This window comes from Accumulibacter sp. (assembly GCF_032229525.1).
Taxonomy (GTDB): Bacteria; Pseudomonadota; Gammaproteobacteria; order Burkholderiales; family Rhodocyclaceae; genus Accumulibacter.
In genome coordinates this window covers 1-15,568 of record NZ_JAVTWB010000239.1, presented here as the reverse complement: position 1 = coordinate 15,568, position 15,568 = coordinate 1, and the positions used below count along the sequence as shown (strand labels likewise).

Below are 15,568 nucleotides of genomic sequence, written 5' to 3'. Positions count from 1 at the left end.
GGCGCTTTCCCCGCACCCAGCGGGCGTAGGTCGTGCCCCTGCTTGATTCACCAAATTGGGCCAGAGGCGACTCTGGCCTGATCGCAAATTTTGCACAGAGACGCCATCTGGGAAATGTCTGTGTCGGCCAGAAAGAGACCTTTGGCGAGGGGCACGATCGCGCTTGTGAACATCTGCTGCAGACGATAGAGGAGACCTTTGGTAGGTTGACGCCGATGACTCCTGGTCGGCCAATGCGGCCTGTGGAGTCCGTCGAGTTGGGTGGCCGGCGCGGTGCCCATTGCCGACCTGGATGCTGCCTCCCGGAAGCTTCCCGCTGATCCTGTTGACCGACGACGAGGACGTGGCGCGGACGCCAGGAAAGGCGCATGATCGGCCAATGTCCGTGCTTGGGCGGCGGGCGGTTCAGGAGGGAGCGGGTATGACAACCAGAATCAAGATTGGCGCAGCCGAAGTCCGGCCCGGTGATTTAATCTACAACGGTCTCGGCACCAGCAAACACCCAACCGATACGTGGGAAACGATCACCCAGGTCAATGTGGTGGATGGTCTGATCTTTCTGATTACCGGCCGTCTCAGTGGCCCCCATGGCGAGTTCTGGTACGAGCCTGATGAACTCGTGGCGGTGGTTCGCCACCCGCCCGAGGTGCCCGAGCCGGTGGTCGCCAAGCCCCACAACAAGCGCTCGCACGGGCACTAAACTACGGTCGCCTGCGGAAGCGTTTTCAGCCACTGGTCATTAGCGCCTGCTTGAACATCCCGGTAACTGCTGATCAGGCGGAAATCGCAACCTCACGGCCAACCGACGACAGACCACGGTTGCTCTACGAGTAGTCACGAAGCCCTTTACCTCAAGGGTTTCCTGATCAGCATCAACGCCATGGGTTGCCAGAAGAAGATCGCTGCTCAAATCACGGATCAGGGTGGCGACTACCTGCTGGCGGTCAACGGCAATCAACCGACGCTGCTGCAGGCCATCGAGACGGCGTTGATCGACCGGCACCAAGCCGAAGGCGTCGATGGTCAACGCGAGGTTTAACAGGGTCATGGTCGGATCGTTGGCTAGGTCGCCTCGGTCCTGCCTGCGCAAGGGATCGTACATCCCTCTGATTCGCCCGCGTGCAAGACCCTCGGCCGTATCGACTCTCTGCGCCAGGTGGGTGACACAGAGTGGGATCTGGAGCGGCGTTACACCATCAGCTCGCGCGTTCTGAGTGCCGAACAACTGGCGGTAGCCGCGCACGCTCTTTTGGGGCGTGGAAAACCGGCTTCACTGGATCCTCGACGTCAGCTTCGGTGAGGATGGCAGCGTCATCCGCAAGGACAACGCGCCGCAGAACCTCTCGCTCGTGAAGACGATCGTGCTCAACATGATCCGCCTGGATACGACCCACAAGACCAAAGCCAGCGCAAAGCAGCTGCTTGGGATGACGATCTCCGGATTAACATCCTGGGACTGTCAAAGAGATGACAGCCGAGTGTGGGAGCCCTGGCTATGAGCGCCAGCGCACAGAAACAATCCTGAGTTTCAGTGACTATTGTCTTGACGATCGGCAATCCGAAACGGAGTGGCCGATACGTGATCTATTTTCAATGATTCTGGAGACTGGATATGAGAATGAATATGGGTATTGGAGGCGTGCTTGCAATGATCGCCGTCCTGACACTTGGCGCGTGCACCAATATGTATCCCACGCCGAGCCCGCCAAATGATGGTGTTACCAGATCAGGCTACACCTATCCGGTGTATGGCGTAGTGCAATCAATTGAACTCGTGCAACAGGAGAACGCCAGTGGCGGAAGCAACATCGGTTTGGGCACCATCGCCGGTGCCGTGATCGGTGGCGTCGTTGGTAACCAGATTGGTGGCGGCCGCGGCAAAACCGTTGCGACAGTCGCCGGCGTAGCGGGTGGTGCCTATGTCGGCCATCAACTCGAAAAGGACAACCGGCAGCAACAGAGGGTGGATGCGTACAAAGTTACTGTGCGCATGGACGACGGCTCGTATCAGGCCTTGATGCAGAACAGCGATACCAATTTCCGCGTCGGTGACCGGGTGCGCTATGAAAATGGCAACCTTCAGCGTTATTGATCAAGCCATCTGTCGTGTCCGAGGCTAACGGTGATGCGCGACCTGATGCACGAACGTTGTTTCTGATCCGCTCTCGCCTTAGTGATGACCTGATCGACCGTCGCTGATTATTGCCACCAGAAACTGATCAAATCTGGAGAACTGTGCGCCATCGCGTGCATTGATCTTATAGGCCAACTAGGGAATCGTCATGAAAAGATTATTCATCGCAGCAGCATTGATCGCTGCCACAGGCCAGATACTCGCGGCCGACGTTGCTATGTCGGTAACTATTGGCCAGCCGGGATTTTATGGCCAAATCGATATCGGTGATTACCCACGGCCACAACTTATATACCGGCAGCCGGTGTATATCGAGCGGGCGGAAGCGTACCGCCGACCAGTCTATATGCGTGTTCCTCCAGGGCATGCCAAAAATTGGCGCAAGCATTGCGGCGCATATAACGCGTGCGGCGAGCGAGTCTATTTTGTTCAGAACAACTGGTATCAGCGTGAATATGTTCCGCGCTATCAAAAACATCATGGTGAGCGCAGGGATGACTATCGTAGCGATAACCGTAACGATCATCATGGTAACAGTGACCACCATGGGAACAGCGGCAAGAAGGGGAACAGCGGCAAGAATGGCAAAAATCACTGATCTGATTAGCGTATCAAGGGCTTGCTGATGCATGAAAATGACGCGGCGGGGTTCACCTGAAGTGCAAACTGCCGCCCCCGAAAATTCCGATCAGTCCGATAACAATCAAATAAATGGCGACGATGTAGTTGAGCATCTTGGGTGCTACTAGAATTAAAATCCCTGCGAGCAGTGAGACCAGGGGGGTGAGAGCCAGATTGATATTCATTGAGTGTCCTTTTTCATTCGCTTGAGTTTGAGAGCAGGGTAAAAGCAATTATTGCCAGACTCACGACAGTACGCACGACACCCCGGAAAACTCACTCATTTGCCCGTCTCGCCGCTCGCCCTTTGCTTGCCTGTTCCACACGAAACGACCTAAACCCAGAATTCGCCCGACGTCATGGCGAACAAGAGTTTGATATTGCAATCGCTGGACAGTGAATTGAGCCGGCCGATTGACTCGTCTCCGACCCCGCCTGAAACATGGCTTATGCTGCTGGAGGTCTGGAGGACGGCTTCGCTGCTGGCGTTCGCGAAAGATATAAACGCTGCAGAGCCAAAAATCATGGCTGCAAAACTGTACGAAACAAAATCTTCCTTGGTGCCGGAAAGCGTTTTCATATTGTGATACTCAAAGTCAATTTCTTGTTGAGTGCGTTGTTCAATGCGTTTGATAAGTGCCGCGTTGGTGCAGACATTAACCCATAGTTGACCAACATGCTCTGTGCGTTGGCGCACGTACGGAAGGGGTCTGCAGAGACAACATCTCAGAAAAAGGAACCCGCAGGTGGTTGAATGACCGAGGGTTCCGACTCGCCAGTCGAACCTAGAGGGCAAAATTCCGGCGTGTAGCGACGATTGCTGACTGGGCGCCTTGGCAATTCTGCGCGCCAGCGAACAGAAGAAATGCCGGGCATGCCCGGGCGTCACCTCGGCACGAAGTCGTGTGTACCCGTTGGCGTGGGGTGAGTAATATGCGTGACGGAGGCTTTCACTTGAGGTGTCGAGATGGCGATCCACGACTGGCCTGAGCACGAGCGACCACGCGAGCGCCTGCTGGCGCGCGGTGCGGGGGTCTTGTCGGACGCCGAGTTGCTGGCGATCTTCCTGCGCGTCGGCAGCAAGGGAAAGAGTGCGGTGGATCTGGCGCGTGAGTTGATCGGGCGTTTCGGCGGCCTGAATCGCCTGTTTGTTGCCAGCCAGGAGGATTTTTCGGCGGTGCCGGGGATGGGCCCAGCGAAGTACGCGCAGTTGCAGGCGGTGCTGGAAATGGCGCGGCGCGCGCTCGGCGAGCAGCTCGAACGAGGGCTTGGCTTCGACTCGCCCGGGGGGGTGCGCGATTACCTGCGCCTGCATCTTGCCGGGCTGGAGCACGAGGTTTTTCTGGCCCTATGGCTCGATGCGCAGCATCGGCTGATTGCCGCTGAAGAGCTGTTTCGCGGCACGCTGACGCAGACCAGCGTCTATCCGCGCGAAGTCGTCAAGCACGCGCTGCGGCACAACGCGGCGGCGGTGGTGCTGGCGCACAATCACCCGTCGGGAGTAGCCGAGCCCTCGCGCGCCGACGAGTTGCTGACCAGCGAACTCAAGCAGGTGCTGGCGCTGGTCGAGGTGCGGGTGCTCGATCATTTCATCGTCGCCGGGCAATCGCAGCCGCTATCCTTTGCCGAGCGGGGCCTGCTGTAAGCCGGTCCGAGCAAAACGGATCGACCAAAACGCTTGAAGTTGACCCGCTGGCTGGGCTAGAATTGCGGGTTTTCTTCCCACAGACAATTGGAGCGACAATCATGGCGCGAGTTTGCCAGGTCACGGGCAAGGGCCCGATGGTGGGGAACAATGTTTCCCACGCCAACAACAGAACGAAGCGTCGCTTCCTTCCGAATTTGCAATATCGCCGTTTCTGGATCGAGAGCGAAAGCCGCTGGTTGCGCTTGCGCGTATCGAACGCCGGTTTGCGCACCATTGACAAGAACGGCATCGACGTCGTGCTCGCAGACCTGCGCGCACGCGGCGAGCTCTGATTAGGAGAGCAACCATGCGTGACAAGATCAAGCTCGAGTCCTCGGCCGGTACCGGCCACTTCTACACCACGACCAAGAACAAGCGCACCATGCCGGGCAAGATGGAGATCAAGAAATACGATCCCAAAGCTCGCAAGCATGTGATGTACAAGGAAACCAAGCTGCGCTGATCGGCTCTCGCGAGCTTGCTCGCGGGGTGCTTACGGACAGCAGGGCGTGGCAGCAAGCGGAGCAACCGTGCTAACGGGGCTCCGCTTTTTGTCGTTCACAAAACCGATTCGATCGGCTCAGCCAGGGAGTCTACGAGCCTACGCTTCGGCTTCAATCAGACGGCGCGCGCGTACCCCTTTGGCGAGCAGTTCCAGGACGGTCAGCGAATCCTCCCAGCCCAGGCAGGCATCGGTAACGCTCTTGCCGTACTCGAGGGTTTGTCCCGGGGCGAGATCCTGACGCCCTTCGATCAGGTGTGACTCGATCATCACGCCGATGATCCGCTCGTCGCCGGCGGAGATCTGGCTGGCGGTGTCCTTGGCAACTTCGATCTGTTGCTTGAAGCGTTTGCTGCTGTTGGCGTGCGAGGCATCGATCATCAGGCGCGCGGCGAGTCCGGCGGCGGCGATTTCCTTGCACGCGGCATCGACGTTCGAGGCATCGTGATTCGGCGCCTTGCCGCCACGAAGAATCACGTGGCAATCCTCGTTGCCGGCGGTGGAGACGATCGCCGAATGGCCGGCTTTGGTGACCGAAAGGAAATGATGCGGCGACTGGGCGGCACGGATGGCATCGATGGCGATGCGGATGTTGCCGTCGGTCCCGTTCTTGAAGCCGACCGGGCATGACAGCCCGGAAGCCAGCTCACGATGGACCTGCGACTCGGTGGTGCGCGCACCGATGGCGCCCCAGGAAATCAGATCGGCGGTGTATTGCGGCGTGATCGTATCGAGGAACTCGGTGGCGCAGGGCAGACCCATGTCGTTGATCTGGAGCAGCAGGCCACGCGCCAGACGCAGCCCTTCATTGATCCGGAAACTGTTGTCGAGACGTGGGTCGTTGATCAGTCCCTTCCAGCCAACCGTTGTGCGTGGCTTTTCGAAATAAACGCGCATCACGATCAGCAGATCGTTTTCGAAACGGTGAGCTTCCTTCCGCAAACGTGTGGCGTATTCAATCGCCGAATCGACGTCGTGAATCGAGCAGGGACCAATCACCACCAATAGGCGGTTATCGGCGCCGTGCAGGATGCGGTGGATGTTCTGCCGCGTTTCGTAGGTCGTCAGTGCAGCGCGGACGCCGACCGGAAACTCGCGGAAAACATGGGCTGGCGGAACCAGTTCCTTGATTTCCCTGATGCGAACGTCGTCGGTATTGGGCTTGCTCTGCAAGGTCATGAAGCTTTCTCCTGGATCGCGGCCCGAGTCGGCCGCGGGCACGATTTTAATGGAAAACGCGCCGGCTCGGATGGTGCACTGCAGTATCCGGGCCACCGGGGGGGATGCCAACGCCCTACGGTGCCTTCAGTCGGAGGGGACTGGCTGAGTGTCGCCGGTGCCAGACGAGTCGCGCACCGTGTCCTGACCAGGTCTGCGCGGCTGGGACCAGGCCGACGGAGGAGGAGGGACTCAGGTCCCCGTTCCCGGTTCGGACGGTGACAGTTTGCGGCCGCGATCGGCCTGGCCTGCCTGGCGCAGTGTCTGCAGCGCCTTGCCAAAGTCGAAACTGTCGATTGCACTCCCGAGGCGCTTCGCTGTCGGCCCGAGTGCTGTCTCGATCAAGGCTGCCGATTCGTACCAGAGGTCACAGGCACGCGTATCATCCTCGGCCAGCAGAGACTCCAGTTGCGCCAGAATTTTCCTTACCGCCTTCCGATTGACTGGCACTTGTGGGTTTTCTGCCGGCGCCTGCTGGTCGAGGTCGAGGCGGTCGACCGCCGCCAGCAGCGGCAGCAGGGTGGCCTCCAGCGCGTCGATCGCGCTAGCCACGACAGTCGCGGGTGACCGCTCCTCGATGGCGAGTTCGACCGCCCGCGCCCGCTCGCGAAGTGGCTCGGCACCGATCGTCCCCGCCACACCCTTGAGGGTGTGTGTCAGCCGTCGAGCAGCTGCCTGGTCGCCGGCAGCGAGATAGCCGCGCAGTTTTCCGGAATCGTCGCCATGGTGGGTGACGAACAACTGCAGCAGGCGGACGTACAGCGACAGGTGGCCGTTGGTCGCCCTTAGTCCAGCATCGGGATTGAGTCCGGGCACGCGCGTCAGCGCTGTCGGCAGACCGGCGAGGTCGGTGGGTGTCGGCAGCCATCGGTGTAATACTTCATAGAGCCTGGTCGGGGTCACCGGCTTGGCCAGGTGGTCGTTCATGCCGGCCGCCAGGCAGCGCTGTCGATCGTCGTCGAAAGCGTTGGCGGTAAAGGCCACGATCGGCAGCGACGCCAGGCCCGCTATCTGGCGGATGACGCGACTCGCCTCGAGGCCATCCATCACCGGCATCTGCATGTCCATCAGAACCAGCGCGTAGTCGTTGCCCCCTGCCTGTCGCGCGGCGCCTTGCAGGCGCTCGACGGCCTGCTGTCCATCGTCGACCACGTCGACCTGCAGCCCGACTGCCAGCAGTAAATCGCGGGCGACGTCCTGGCTCAGAACGTCGTCCTCGGCGAGCAGCACCCGCGCGCCCTGGTGGCCGGCGGCGAGAAACTGCGCTGGAGACGTGCCGGCCAGGATGGGCTGGGCGCCGGTCTGCCGCGCCACTGACGTCGGATCGCTGCCCATCGCCACGCCGAGACCAACGGTGACCCAGAAGGTACTACCGGCGCCGGGCTCGCTGATGACGCCTATTTGACCGCCCATCATCGCTGTCAGGCGTTTACAAATGGCCAGGCCGAGACCGGTGCCGCCGTATTTGCGGGTAGTCGATTGGTCTGCCTGCGAGAAGGCGTGGAAAAGATGCGCCTGCTGTACGCCGCTGATGCCGATCCCGTGGTCTTCGACTTCCAGGCGCAGGCTGGCTGCGCTGTCCTGCAACTCGATCAGTCGTGCGCGAACGGTAATTCGACCGCCATCGGAGAACTTGACCGCGTTGGTCACGAAGTTGAGCAGGATTTGACCGAGGCGCAGCGGATCGCCACGCAGGCGAGCGGGTATCGCCGGGTCGATCTCCTTCACCAACTGCAAACCCTTGGCCCGGCTACGCTCGCCAAGCATGCTCAGGGTATGGTCGATCACCCGCTGCAGCGAGAAATCGGTCACGTCCAGCGTCAGCCGCCCCGCCTCGATCTTCGACAGGTCGAGAATGTCGTCGATGATGCCGAGCAGATGCTGCGCAGCCTCGCCGATTTTTGCCAATTGCACCCGCTGTTTGGGTTGGGTAAGTTCTTGCTGCAGAAGGTGGGTGAGGCCGATGATGGCGTTCATCGGGGTGCGAATCTCGTGGCTCATGTTGGCCAGGAAAGTGCTTTTTGCCCGATTGGCCGCCTCGGCAGCCTCCTTGGCCTCGGCAATCTCACCGGTGCGCGAGTGGACCAGTTCCTCCAGGTGGTCGCGGTGCTGCTCGAGTTCGGCAGCGGCACGATGGCTTTCCGTGAGGTCTACGTCGATGCAGAACATTTCCGCCGGGCGCCCAGGCATCGCCAGCAGAACGTGGCTCGAAAAAACGGCCACTCGGGAGCCGTCCTTGCGCATCAGCGACAACTCACCGGGTGGTACGGTGACACCCGTTCGATGCATCTCGTCGATCAACCGCCGGACGTCGTCGCGCATTTCCGGTGGAATGATCAGATCAATGAGATTCCTGCCGATCGCTTCTTCGGCGGAGTAACCGTACAGCTTTTCCGAGGCGGGATTCCAGAAACGCGTTGTGCCATCAGCGAGGTAGCCTTGCAGAGCGATCGAGTCCACGTTGTCCAGCACCGTGCGAAATCGTTCCTCGGATTCGCGCAGTGCGTCCGCTGCGAGCTTGTTTTCGGTGATGTCTCGGGCGTAGCCGACGGTGCCCATAAGCTTCCCGCCGAGTGAGACGGGTGACTTGTAGATCTCGAAGCAGCGGCGTTCCCCCGCACTCTCAATCCATTCCTCGACCCGCCTTGGCTGGCCGCTGGCGAGGACAGCCCGGTCATCGGCCCGGTAAGCCTCGGCCCGTTCGGCGCTGGTAATGTCGAGGTCAGTCTTGCCGAGCAGGGACTCCACCGATGGCTGTTCGAAGGCCTCGGCGAAGCGGGAGTTGACGATCAGGAAACGGCTCTCGGTGTCCTTCAGCCAGACCATGAGCGGAAAGTTGTCGAGCAGGGCTCGCTGGGTTTGATCACGCGCCAGCAGCGCCGCTTCGGCGTCGGCCAGGGCGCGCAAGGGCAGGCGCCGCAGCGGGCTCCAGATCAGCCAGGCGATGGCCAGGCTGCCGGCAAGCACGATCAGGGCGGTCAGCAACTCCGTGCTGATCGCCCTGCTGATGGTCAGGCGGCCCACCTGTTCACCGAGATGATGCAAGGGCCAACTGCGGGACAGCTCTGGCGCCGGGTTGTCGGTCGCTGCCGACTCAATCAGCACTTCGTCGGCCTTGTTCAATACCTGATAGCGAGCGACAGCGGAGCTGTGGCGTTCAAGCAAGCTCTGCATGCGATCGGAAGCCCGATCCCACTGCTGCGGCTGGGTGGCGATGAACTCCTCGAGGATGTGCCCTTGAGAGCGCAACGACTCGTCGAGATGGTTGATGATGGTGCTACGAACATGAAGCGCGTAGAGAGCGACAGGAAGCAGCGCGACCACCAGCGCCAGGCTGCCCGCCAGCCGCGTCAGCGATTTCACCAGCGGCTGCTGGGAGCCCGATGGACTCATTGACCGCCCGGCGGGGCGTCGCAGGCTGGCAGCCCGCAACAGGGGTTCGGGAAAGAGCGGCGCATCATCGCTTTCAGCTTGCTGCGTCTGTCGCCGGGCCGAAGTCGCCGTTGGCGTGCCTTTGCGCGATAGCGAGGATTTCATCCTGGCGGGCAAAAAACGCGTCCACCACGTCCGGATCGAAGTGGCTGCCACGGCCTTCGCGGATGATCTTCAGCGCTGTCCTGAGAGGGAAGCCTTCCTTATAGACCCGCCGAACGATCAGCGCGTCGAAGACGTCGGCCAGAGCCATCAGGCGCGCTGAAATCGGAATGGCGTCTCCAGCCAGGCCTTCGGGATAGCCTGAACCATCCCATTTTTCATGGTGATAGTGCGCGATCTCCTTGGCCATGCCGAGAAAATCGATGGTTCGTTCGGCGTCCTGTTCGGCCTGTTCAATGGCCAGATAGCCCAGACGGCTGTGCGTCTTCATGATCACCCACTCGTCCGGCGTCAGTTTGCCTGGCTTGAGCAGGATATGGTCTGGAATGCCGACTTTGCCGATGTCGTGCAATGGCGCCGACTTGAACAGTATGTCGATGTTGTGGGGTGTCAGGAAGGCGGCAAAACGTGGGTAGGAGCAGAGCTCCGCGGCCAGCGTGCGGACGTAGCCCTGCGTGCGGCGCAGGTGGTTGCCGGTCTCGGGATCGCGGATCTCGGCGAGACGGGCCAGGGCGCGGATGCTGACGTCCTGAATCAGCTGGTTGTCCACCATCCGGCGGGTAACCTCTTGCCGAAGACTGAGGTTGTTGTCTTGCAGCAGGTCGCGGGCCGCTTTCAGCTCGAGGTGCGACTTGATTCGTGCGATGACGATTGGCGGTCTGATGGGCTTGGTGATGTAGTCCACCGCACCCAGCGCCAGACCACGCTCCTCGTCACCGCTGTTCTCGAGAGCGGTGACGAAAATCACCGGTATGTCGGCAGTGGCCGGGTTTGCCTGCAGGTGGCCGAGAACCTCGTAGCCATCCATGTCCGGCATCATCACATCAAGCAGAATCAGGTCCGGCCGCGGTTCCGTGATGGCGGCCTGCAAGGCCCGTTGCCCCGAATTGACGGCACGAACCCGATGCTGCGGGCTGAGCAGGCCGCTCAGTACCGACAGGTTCTCGGGCGTGTCATCGACGATAAGAAGCGTTGCCATCAGCGTCCCCTCGGGGAAACAACCAGCGGCCAGCGAGCCTCCTTACCGCATCGGCGGCCGCAGGCCGTGCACGGCGTCTCGAGCCGGCGTGGATCGCAGCACGTCAGGCGAGAGCCGGGGACGGGAACGGGAATACGGCTAGTGTTCAAGGCTGGCCTGAGCGACTTCGAACAGCTCGCGTTCCTCGAAGCGTACGTGCGCCGAGAGTAGGTCGGCGAAATTCAGCAGCGTTGCCGCATCGCCGACCGCCAACTGACTGACCAGTTGCCGCAGGGCCAGGTGCTCGTTCAGCGTGCGCTCGACCAGTGCGCCTTCGCCAGCCTGCGCCATGGCCGGCAGGAGCATGGTTTCCTCGACGACGAAGTGCGGCTCGAGATGGCTGGCAAAAACCTCGGCACAGGCGGTCGCCGACGCCAGAATCTCGCGCGGACTGCCCGAGGTCGCCGCACGTCGGGCGGCGAGCGCCAGCTTGAGGGCCGTATGGTGCTCGCGCGAAAGGTCTTGCAGCGTTTGATGGCGTTTCATTTCAACAGGCTTTCTTCATGATTCGGCGCCGGCACTGCCCGAGCAAGGGAAAAATCAGCGGCTAGCAAGTGCCGTCCCGATCGCAGCGGCGGCGCGCCCGGGGGCGAGTGCCCGGAGACGGTCAAGGCCTAGCGGGATTGTATCCAATCATCACCATCAACGCCGGTATTTCCCGTCTTTCCTGCATTGCCGGGATGCCCGGACTGGCAGGCGGCCGTTGCCCCGGAACGCCACCGAGCACGCGCGCGTCGTGCCAGTGGCGGTCGGCCAAGCAAGACGCAGATGACAGAAACGTCATTCTTGAGTCACCTTGCCGTCGGTGTCGATCGTCGATACTGGGCGACGTTGCATCCCGTCAGCGACGAACCACTCACCACCCAGAGGAATGGCCATGAAACCTTTATCCCGCAAGCTTCTTATGATCTCCTTGGCCACCGCGCTGAGCGCACCGGTCGCCTTGCTTGCTGTCGAAAAAACTGCACCGGTGAATCCACAGCACGATCAGATGCAGGCTCGAATGCAGACCATGCAGGCGCGTATGCAAGCCATGCAGAATACCGAAAGCGAAGCGCGCATGCCGATGATGGCGGCACAAATGGACGACATGCAAGCGATGATGAAAGACTTCGGCGCCGACTGTCCGATGGGCGGCGGACGGGGCAACATGGGCATGCAGGGGCAGCAAGGGATGCCGATGATGCCCGGAATGCACGGCAGTCAGGGGAAGTAAGGTAGATGATTTCCTGGCTGAAACGACTCCTGGCCAGCTTTCGTGATTGGCGAAAAGCCAACGCCGAAGCGCACGCCAAGTCGACACCACACTCGTGCTGTTCGGCACCGCCACCGGGAGCTGGAGCCATCACGAGCATGGAGGAAAAGCATAAGTGAACAAGACGTTCAGTCGAACCCAGGCGATATCCGCCAACGATCGCCACAGCCGCCTACAGCTTTGCCTGCTGGCGGTGGCGATCGTCGCGGTCGCAATCAGCCTGCCCGTCGCGGCGCAAAACATTCAGGTGCCGCAGCCGAGCCCCGGGCTGATGCCCAACCCGGCAGCCGGCAAGGCCCTGTTCGAGAAAAGCTGCGCTTCTTGCCATGGCGCCAATCTGCAAGGCAGCGACAAGGGACCGCCGCTGCTGAGCAAGATCTACGAGCCCTCGCATCACGGTGACGCCGCATTCCAGTTGGCGGTAAAGAATGGCTCGCGCGCGCACCACTGGAAGTTTGGCGACATGGCGCCAGTCCCCGGCCTGACCCCCGACGACGTGGCACAGATCACCGCCTATGTGCGGCTCGAGCAGCGCCGGGCAGGTATTCGATAAGGCCATTCGCCGTCGTCGACCAAGCCAGGCGGGACGCGTCGGCAACTCGCGCCGGGTGGTTTCGGCTGGCAGGGCCTTGTTGATCGCCGCGTAGCGGCGTCGGCTTGGGACGCGATGGCGGTTGGCCGCTTCAAGCTGACGCCGCCATTGCCGACTGAGCGAGCTTGAAAACCTCCACTCTTGTAATGCTGCGGCCATCTTCGCGACAGGGCCGCTTCGCCAAGCTCCGCACAGCCTTGATCGTTTCGCTCGGGTTCTTCCGGTGGTGGAGAGCGTCGTTTCGCTACGCATGGCGACAAGCACGAAACAAACCACTGACCATGAAAAAACCAATCACCATCATTCTCATGAGCCTTGCTCCCGCTTTGGTGCTGGCGGCCGGCAACCACCAGGGCGGTCATGCGATGCACGGCGACCCGCAGGCGAGTGCGGTCGGCCAAGCCGGGAAAGCAGCCGACGTGACGCGCACCGTCGAAGTGAGCATGGACGACTCGATGCGCTTCGTTCCCGACAAGGTCACCGTCAAGGCCGGCGAAACTGTTCGCTTCGTTGTGAAAAATGTCGGCAAGGTGCCGCATGAAATGGTCATAGGAGCGATGGCCGAGCTCATGGAACACGCCGAATTGATGCGCAGCTTCCCGACCATGGAACACGAAGAACCCAACATGATCACCCTCAAGCCGGGCCAGCGAGGCGGCCTGATCTGGAAATTCGACCAGCCGAGCAGCGTCGATTTCGCCTGCCTCGTCCCGGGGCACATGGAAGCCGGGATGGTCGGCAAGGTGACGGTGAGCAAGTAATGTTGAGCAGGCTGCTCCAGCTACGCCAGCTGTCCAGTGGTTGATCTGGCGCGACAGTGCAATAAGGCCTGCGAAGGGTGCCGTCGCAGGCTGAACCGCATTGATCGCGGCCGTCTCGGCGATAGCGAACGACTGGCCGGATTCCCTACCTGCGCCTGCTCTCGGTCATCAACGGCCGTTGACTTTCCGGTCGAGGCGGTCAGTTCAACGACGGCTCAACTACGTGACCTGCCGCTGACGCCGTCAAGGCGTTCGCCTCGTGATCGGCCCGAGCGGTCATTCGAGAGGCTAGCTGACTTGGTCAGGAATACGTCGATAAGCAGCCCTTCAACGGCCGGTACGCTTAACGGCAGCTTCTCAGTCTGGCGAACTTACACACCAGATCCACTCCTGGCCGCAAGCACGTATCGAGCATCCTGCCAGAAAGCGGTCGGATGGTATCGCCGCCGCCCGACCGTCGGTAGGCACGGCCCAGATGTCCTTGGGCTTGCGGGGCGGCTTCTGGCCGACCAGCTTGCCTTTGTTCCAGGGATCCCGATGTTGAGTGGATCCCATTTCAGACTCCTTGGTTGTTGATCGGAGTTTGATTGTTCTCTTTCAGGCTGATGTGCTGGATTCCTTCGCATGCGCCACCGGACACGGCATCATAGGCACCTCGCAAACCAGTTCAGTCCATGATGCCCGCCAACCTGCCAAGCCACGATGCTATCGACTGGGGAATCGTCACCATCTTCACCATCGTCTATGTCGGCATGTTTCTCGGTGGCCTGCCGCGGCTCAAGCTCGACCGTTCTGGCGTAGCCTTGCTGGGGGCCATCGGCGTCATTGGCATTGGCGCCATGAATACGGCACAGGCAGCGCAGACGGTGGATTTGCCAACCGTCTTGTTGCTGTTCGCTTTCATGGTGGTTTCGGCGCAGATGCGGCTTGGCGGCTTTTATACGGCCGTGACACGTCGCGTGGTGGAACTTCCCCTGTCATCCAATGGATTGCTTGGCGCTTTGCTGGGCGTGGCCGCAGCACTCTCGGCGGTGTTCTCGAATGACATCGTTTGCCTGGCCATGACACCGGTAGTGGCGCGGATTTGCCTGCAACGCGGTTTCAACCCGCTACCCTTTCTCATCGGGCTGGCCTGTGCGGCAAATATCGGCTCGGCGGCAACATTGATCGGGAACCCGCAGAACATGCTGATCGGCTCGACCATGCAACTGCCTTTTTCCGCTTACTCGCGCTACGCACTTTTTCCGGTAGTCATGAGCCTGATCGCGCTGTGGGCCGGTCTGGCTTGGACGCAACGGACTAAGCACGTTACCCAGCCGGTTGCTCAAGCAGCCGGGCTGACGCCGGACAATGCGCCAAGTTTTGACCGCTGGCAAACCATGAAGGGTCTGACCGTCGCCACGGCATTGATGGTGATTTTCCTGTTCACCGACTGGCCTCGCGAGGTGGCTGCTCTGGTGGGGGCGGGCGTGCTGCTATTGAGCCGACGCTTTCACTCTTCACATGTGATGGGCTTCATCGACTGGGAGTTGCTGGTGCTGTTCATTGGCCTGTTCGTCGTCAATCATGCCTTTGACAGTACGGGCCTGGCGGCGCAGGCGGTGGGCTGGTTTGCCGCACAGGGCGTTATCCTGGCCGATCCCGGCCCGTTATTCGTGGTCGGGCTCGCACTTTCCAACCTGGTTTCCAACGTACCAGCCGTGATGCTTCTGATGCCGCACTTGTCCGGCTTCGAAGCCGGCATGATGTTGGCGCTGGTCAGCACCTTTGCAGGCAATCTGCTGTTGGTCGGTTCCATCGCCAATCTGATTGTCGTCGATCTTGCCAAGAAGCACGGCATCGACATCGGCTGGCGCGAGCACGCCAGAGTCGGCGTTCCGGTCACGTTGACAACACTGGCAATTGTTTGGGTCTGGCTGGTGTAAAGACTGGTCTTATCGCGCAGGGTAGGTTAATGGTGCGCTTACGGCCAAGTTTTGGAGGGGGCAGGCCGGAGGCTGCTGGGCCTGCTCGCAACTTGTCGTCACAGTCAGTTTACGAGAAGCGGGCCGAACTCACCCTCTCGGCCACAACCTGCCGGCCGAGGTGGTCATCCAATTTGAATAGCCAAGGCGTTCCCTGACGCGGCTGAATGTCCGGAATTCGGCAAGCAACTTGATGCCTGCACTGTCTCGACCCGGCCAGGA

The 15,568-nt window shown here is 60.8% G+C and carries 16 protein-coding genes and 1 pseudogene; 11 read left to right on the top strand and 6 right to left on the bottom strand.

Annotated features, from left to right (window positions below; all coding sequences use genetic code 11):
* Window positions 1-421 precede the first annotated feature (421 nt).
* From RUW20_RS18985 to RUW20_RS18970, 4 genes and pseudogenes are all read left to right on the top strand, one after another.
* Window positions 422-700 carry a hypothetical protein gene (locus RUW20_RS18985; protein ID WP_313953782.1) on the top strand — a complete coding sequence of 93 codons (279 nt, stop codon included), beginning with the start codon at window positions 422-424 and terminating at the stop codon, window positions 698-700.
* Between the two features lie 138 nt (window positions 701-838).
* Window positions 839-1,471: pseudogene (locus tag RUW20_RS18980) on the top strand (ISAs1 family transposase); the annotation flags it as partial.
* Between the two features lie 147 nt (window positions 1,472-1,618).
* Window positions 1,619-2,092 (top strand): glycine zipper 2TM domain-containing protein, encoded by a 474-nt coding sequence (locus tag RUW20_RS18975; RefSeq protein WP_313953781.1) that lies wholly within the window; start codon window positions 1,619-1,621, stop codon window positions 2,090-2,092.
* Between the two features lie 190 nt (window positions 2,093-2,282).
* Window positions 2,283-2,732: a hypothetical protein gene (locus RUW20_RS18970; RefSeq protein ID WP_313953780.1), complete on the top strand. Its 450-nt coding sequence runs from the start codon at window positions 2,283-2,285 to the stop codon at window positions 2,730-2,732.
* Window positions 2,733-2,784: 52 nt separating this feature from the next.
* Here RUW20_RS18970 and RUW20_RS18965 read toward each other — a convergent pair whose 3' ends face one another.
* Together RUW20_RS18965 and RUW20_RS18960 are read right to left on the bottom strand one after the other, a co-directional pair.
* A complete protein-coding gene (locus RUW20_RS18965) occupies window positions 2,785-2,940 on the bottom strand; it encodes a DUF3096 domain-containing protein (protein ID WP_313953779.1) in 156 nt (51 codons plus the stop codon).
* 149 nt (window positions 2,941-3,089) lie between these two features.
* Window positions 3,090-3,335, bottom strand: coding sequence for a hypothetical protein (locus tag RUW20_RS18960; RefSeq protein ID WP_313953778.1), 246 nt, complete (start codon window positions 3,333-3,335; stop codon window positions 3,090-3,092).
* Window positions 3,336-3,722: 387 nt separating this feature from the next.
* Between RUW20_RS18960 and radC the strand changes: the two genes are divergently transcribed.
* The 3 genes from radC (at window position 3,723) to rpmG (ending at window position 4,905) form a co-directional block, all read left to right on the top strand.
* Entirely contained in the window at window positions 3,723-4,400 is a 678-nt protein-coding gene (radC, locus tag RUW20_RS18955) for a RadC family protein (RefSeq protein WP_313953777.1), read from the top strand.
* 101 nt (window positions 4,401-4,501) lie between these two features.
* Window positions 4,502-4,735 carry a 50S ribosomal protein L28 gene (rpmB, locus tag RUW20_RS18950; protein ID WP_313953790.1) on the top strand — a complete coding sequence of 78 codons (234 nt, stop codon included), beginning with the start codon at window positions 4,502-4,504 and terminating at the stop codon, window positions 4,733-4,735.
* Window positions 4,736-4,749: 14 nt separating this feature from the next.
* Window positions 4,750-4,905: a 50S ribosomal protein L33 gene (gene rpmG / locus RUW20_RS18945; RefSeq protein ID WP_313953776.1), complete on the top strand. Its 156-nt coding sequence runs from the start codon at window positions 4,750-4,752 to the stop codon at window positions 4,903-4,905.
* 138 nt (window positions 4,906-5,043) lie between these two features.
* On the opposite strand, the gene aroG is transcribed toward rpmG, so the two are convergent.
* From aroG to RUW20_RS18925, 4 genes are all read right to left on the bottom strand, one after another.
* Complete coding sequence (gene aroG / locus RUW20_RS18940) at window positions 5,044-6,123, bottom strand: 3-deoxy-7-phosphoheptulonate synthase AroG (RefSeq protein WP_313953775.1); 1,080 nt, start codon at window positions 6,121-6,123, stop codon at window positions 5,044-5,046.
* A gap of 231 nt (window positions 6,124-6,354) precedes the next feature.
* Window positions 6,355-9,525 (bottom strand): ATP-binding protein, encoded by a 3,171-nt coding sequence (locus tag RUW20_RS18935; protein WP_313953774.1) that lies wholly within the window; start codon window positions 9,523-9,525, stop codon window positions 6,355-6,357.
* Window positions 9,526-9,628: 103 nt separating this feature from the next.
* Window positions 9,629-10,735 (bottom strand): two-component system response regulator, encoded by a 1,107-nt coding sequence (locus tag RUW20_RS18930; protein ID WP_313953773.1) that lies wholly within the window; start codon window positions 10,733-10,735, stop codon window positions 9,629-9,631.
* A 138-nt stretch (window positions 10,736-10,873) separates the two neighbouring features.
* Window positions 10,874-11,260: a hemerythrin domain-containing protein gene (locus RUW20_RS18925; RefSeq protein ID WP_313953772.1), complete on the bottom strand. Its 387-nt coding sequence runs from the start codon at window positions 11,258-11,260 to the stop codon at window positions 10,874-10,876.
* Window positions 11,261-11,645: 385 nt separating this feature from the next.
* On the opposite strand from RUW20_RS18925, the gene RUW20_RS18920 reads away from it, so the two are divergent.
* The 4 genes from RUW20_RS18920 to RUW20_RS18900 all read left to right on the top strand — a co-directional run bounded on the left by RUW20_RS18920 (window position 11,646) and on the right by RUW20_RS18900 (window position 15,307).
* Window positions 11,646-11,990: a hypothetical protein gene (locus RUW20_RS18920; RefSeq protein WP_313953771.1), complete on the top strand. Its 345-nt coding sequence runs from the start codon at window positions 11,646-11,648 to the stop codon at window positions 11,988-11,990.
* A 154-nt stretch (window positions 11,991-12,144) separates the two neighbouring features.
* Window positions 12,145-12,582, top strand: a complete 438-nt coding sequence (locus RUW20_RS18915; RefSeq protein ID WP_313953770.1) for a cytochrome c — start codon at window positions 12,145-12,147, stop codon at window positions 12,580-12,582.
* Between the two features lie 320 nt (window positions 12,583-12,902).
* On the top strand, window positions 12,903-13,382 hold the full coding sequence (locus RUW20_RS18910) for a cupredoxin family protein (protein WP_313953769.1): 480 nt from the start codon (window positions 12,903-12,905) through the stop codon (window positions 13,380-13,382).
* 677 nt (window positions 13,383-14,059) lie between these two features.
* Window positions 14,060-15,307, top strand: a complete 1,248-nt coding sequence (locus RUW20_RS18900; RefSeq protein WP_313953789.1) for an anion transporter — start codon at window positions 14,060-14,062, stop codon at window positions 15,305-15,307.
* Window positions 15,308-15,568: the final 261 nt, after the last annotated feature.

Coding starts and splice junctions, on each gene's coding strand:
- RUW20_RS18985 (WP_313953782.1), top strand. CDS start 422: ATGACAACCAGAATCAAGATTGGCGCAGCCGAAGTCCGGCCCGGTGAT.
- RUW20_RS18975 (WP_313953781.1), top strand. CDS start 1,619: ATGAATATGGGTATTGGAGGCGTGCTTGCAATGATCGCCGTCCTGACA.
- RUW20_RS18970 (WP_313953780.1), top strand. CDS start 2,283: ATGAAAAGATTATTCATCGCAGCAGCATTGATCGCTGCCACAGGCCAG.
- RUW20_RS18965 (WP_313953779.1), bottom strand. CDS start 2,940: ATGAATATCAATCTGGCTCTCACCCCCCTGGTCTCACTGCTCGCAGGG.
- RUW20_RS18960 (WP_313953778.1), bottom strand. CDS start 3,335: ATGAAAACGCTTTCCGGCACCAAGGAAGATTTTGTTTCGTACAGTTTT.
- radC (WP_313953777.1), top strand. CDS start 3,723: ATGGCGATCCACGACTGGCCTGAGCACGAGCGACCACGCGAGCGCCTG.
- rpmB (WP_313953790.1), top strand. CDS start 4,502: ATGGCGCGAGTTTGCCAGGTCACGGGCAAGGGCCCGATGGTGGGGAAC.
- rpmG (WP_313953776.1), top strand. CDS start 4,750: ATGCGTGACAAGATCAAGCTCGAGTCCTCGGCCGGTACCGGCCACTTC.
- aroG (WP_313953775.1), bottom strand. CDS start 6,123: ATGACCTTGCAGAGCAAGCCCAATACCGACGACGTTCGCATCAGGGAA.
- RUW20_RS18930 (WP_313953773.1), bottom strand. CDS start 10,735: ATGGCAACGCTTCTTATCGTCGATGACACGCCCGAGAACCTGTCGGTA.
- RUW20_RS18925 (WP_313953772.1), bottom strand. CDS start 11,260: ATGAAACGCCATCAAACGCTGCAAGACCTTTCGCGCGAGCACCATACG.
- RUW20_RS18920 (WP_313953771.1), top strand. CDS start 11,646: ATGGCCATGAAACCTTTATCCCGCAAGCTTCTTATGATCTCCTTGGCC.
- RUW20_RS18910 (WP_313953769.1), top strand. CDS start 12,903: ATGAAAAAACCAATCACCATCATTCTCATGAGCCTTGCTCCCGCTTTG.
- RUW20_RS18900 (WP_313953789.1), top strand. CDS start 14,060: ATGCCCGCCAACCTGCCAAGCCACGATGCTATCGACTGGGGAATCGTC.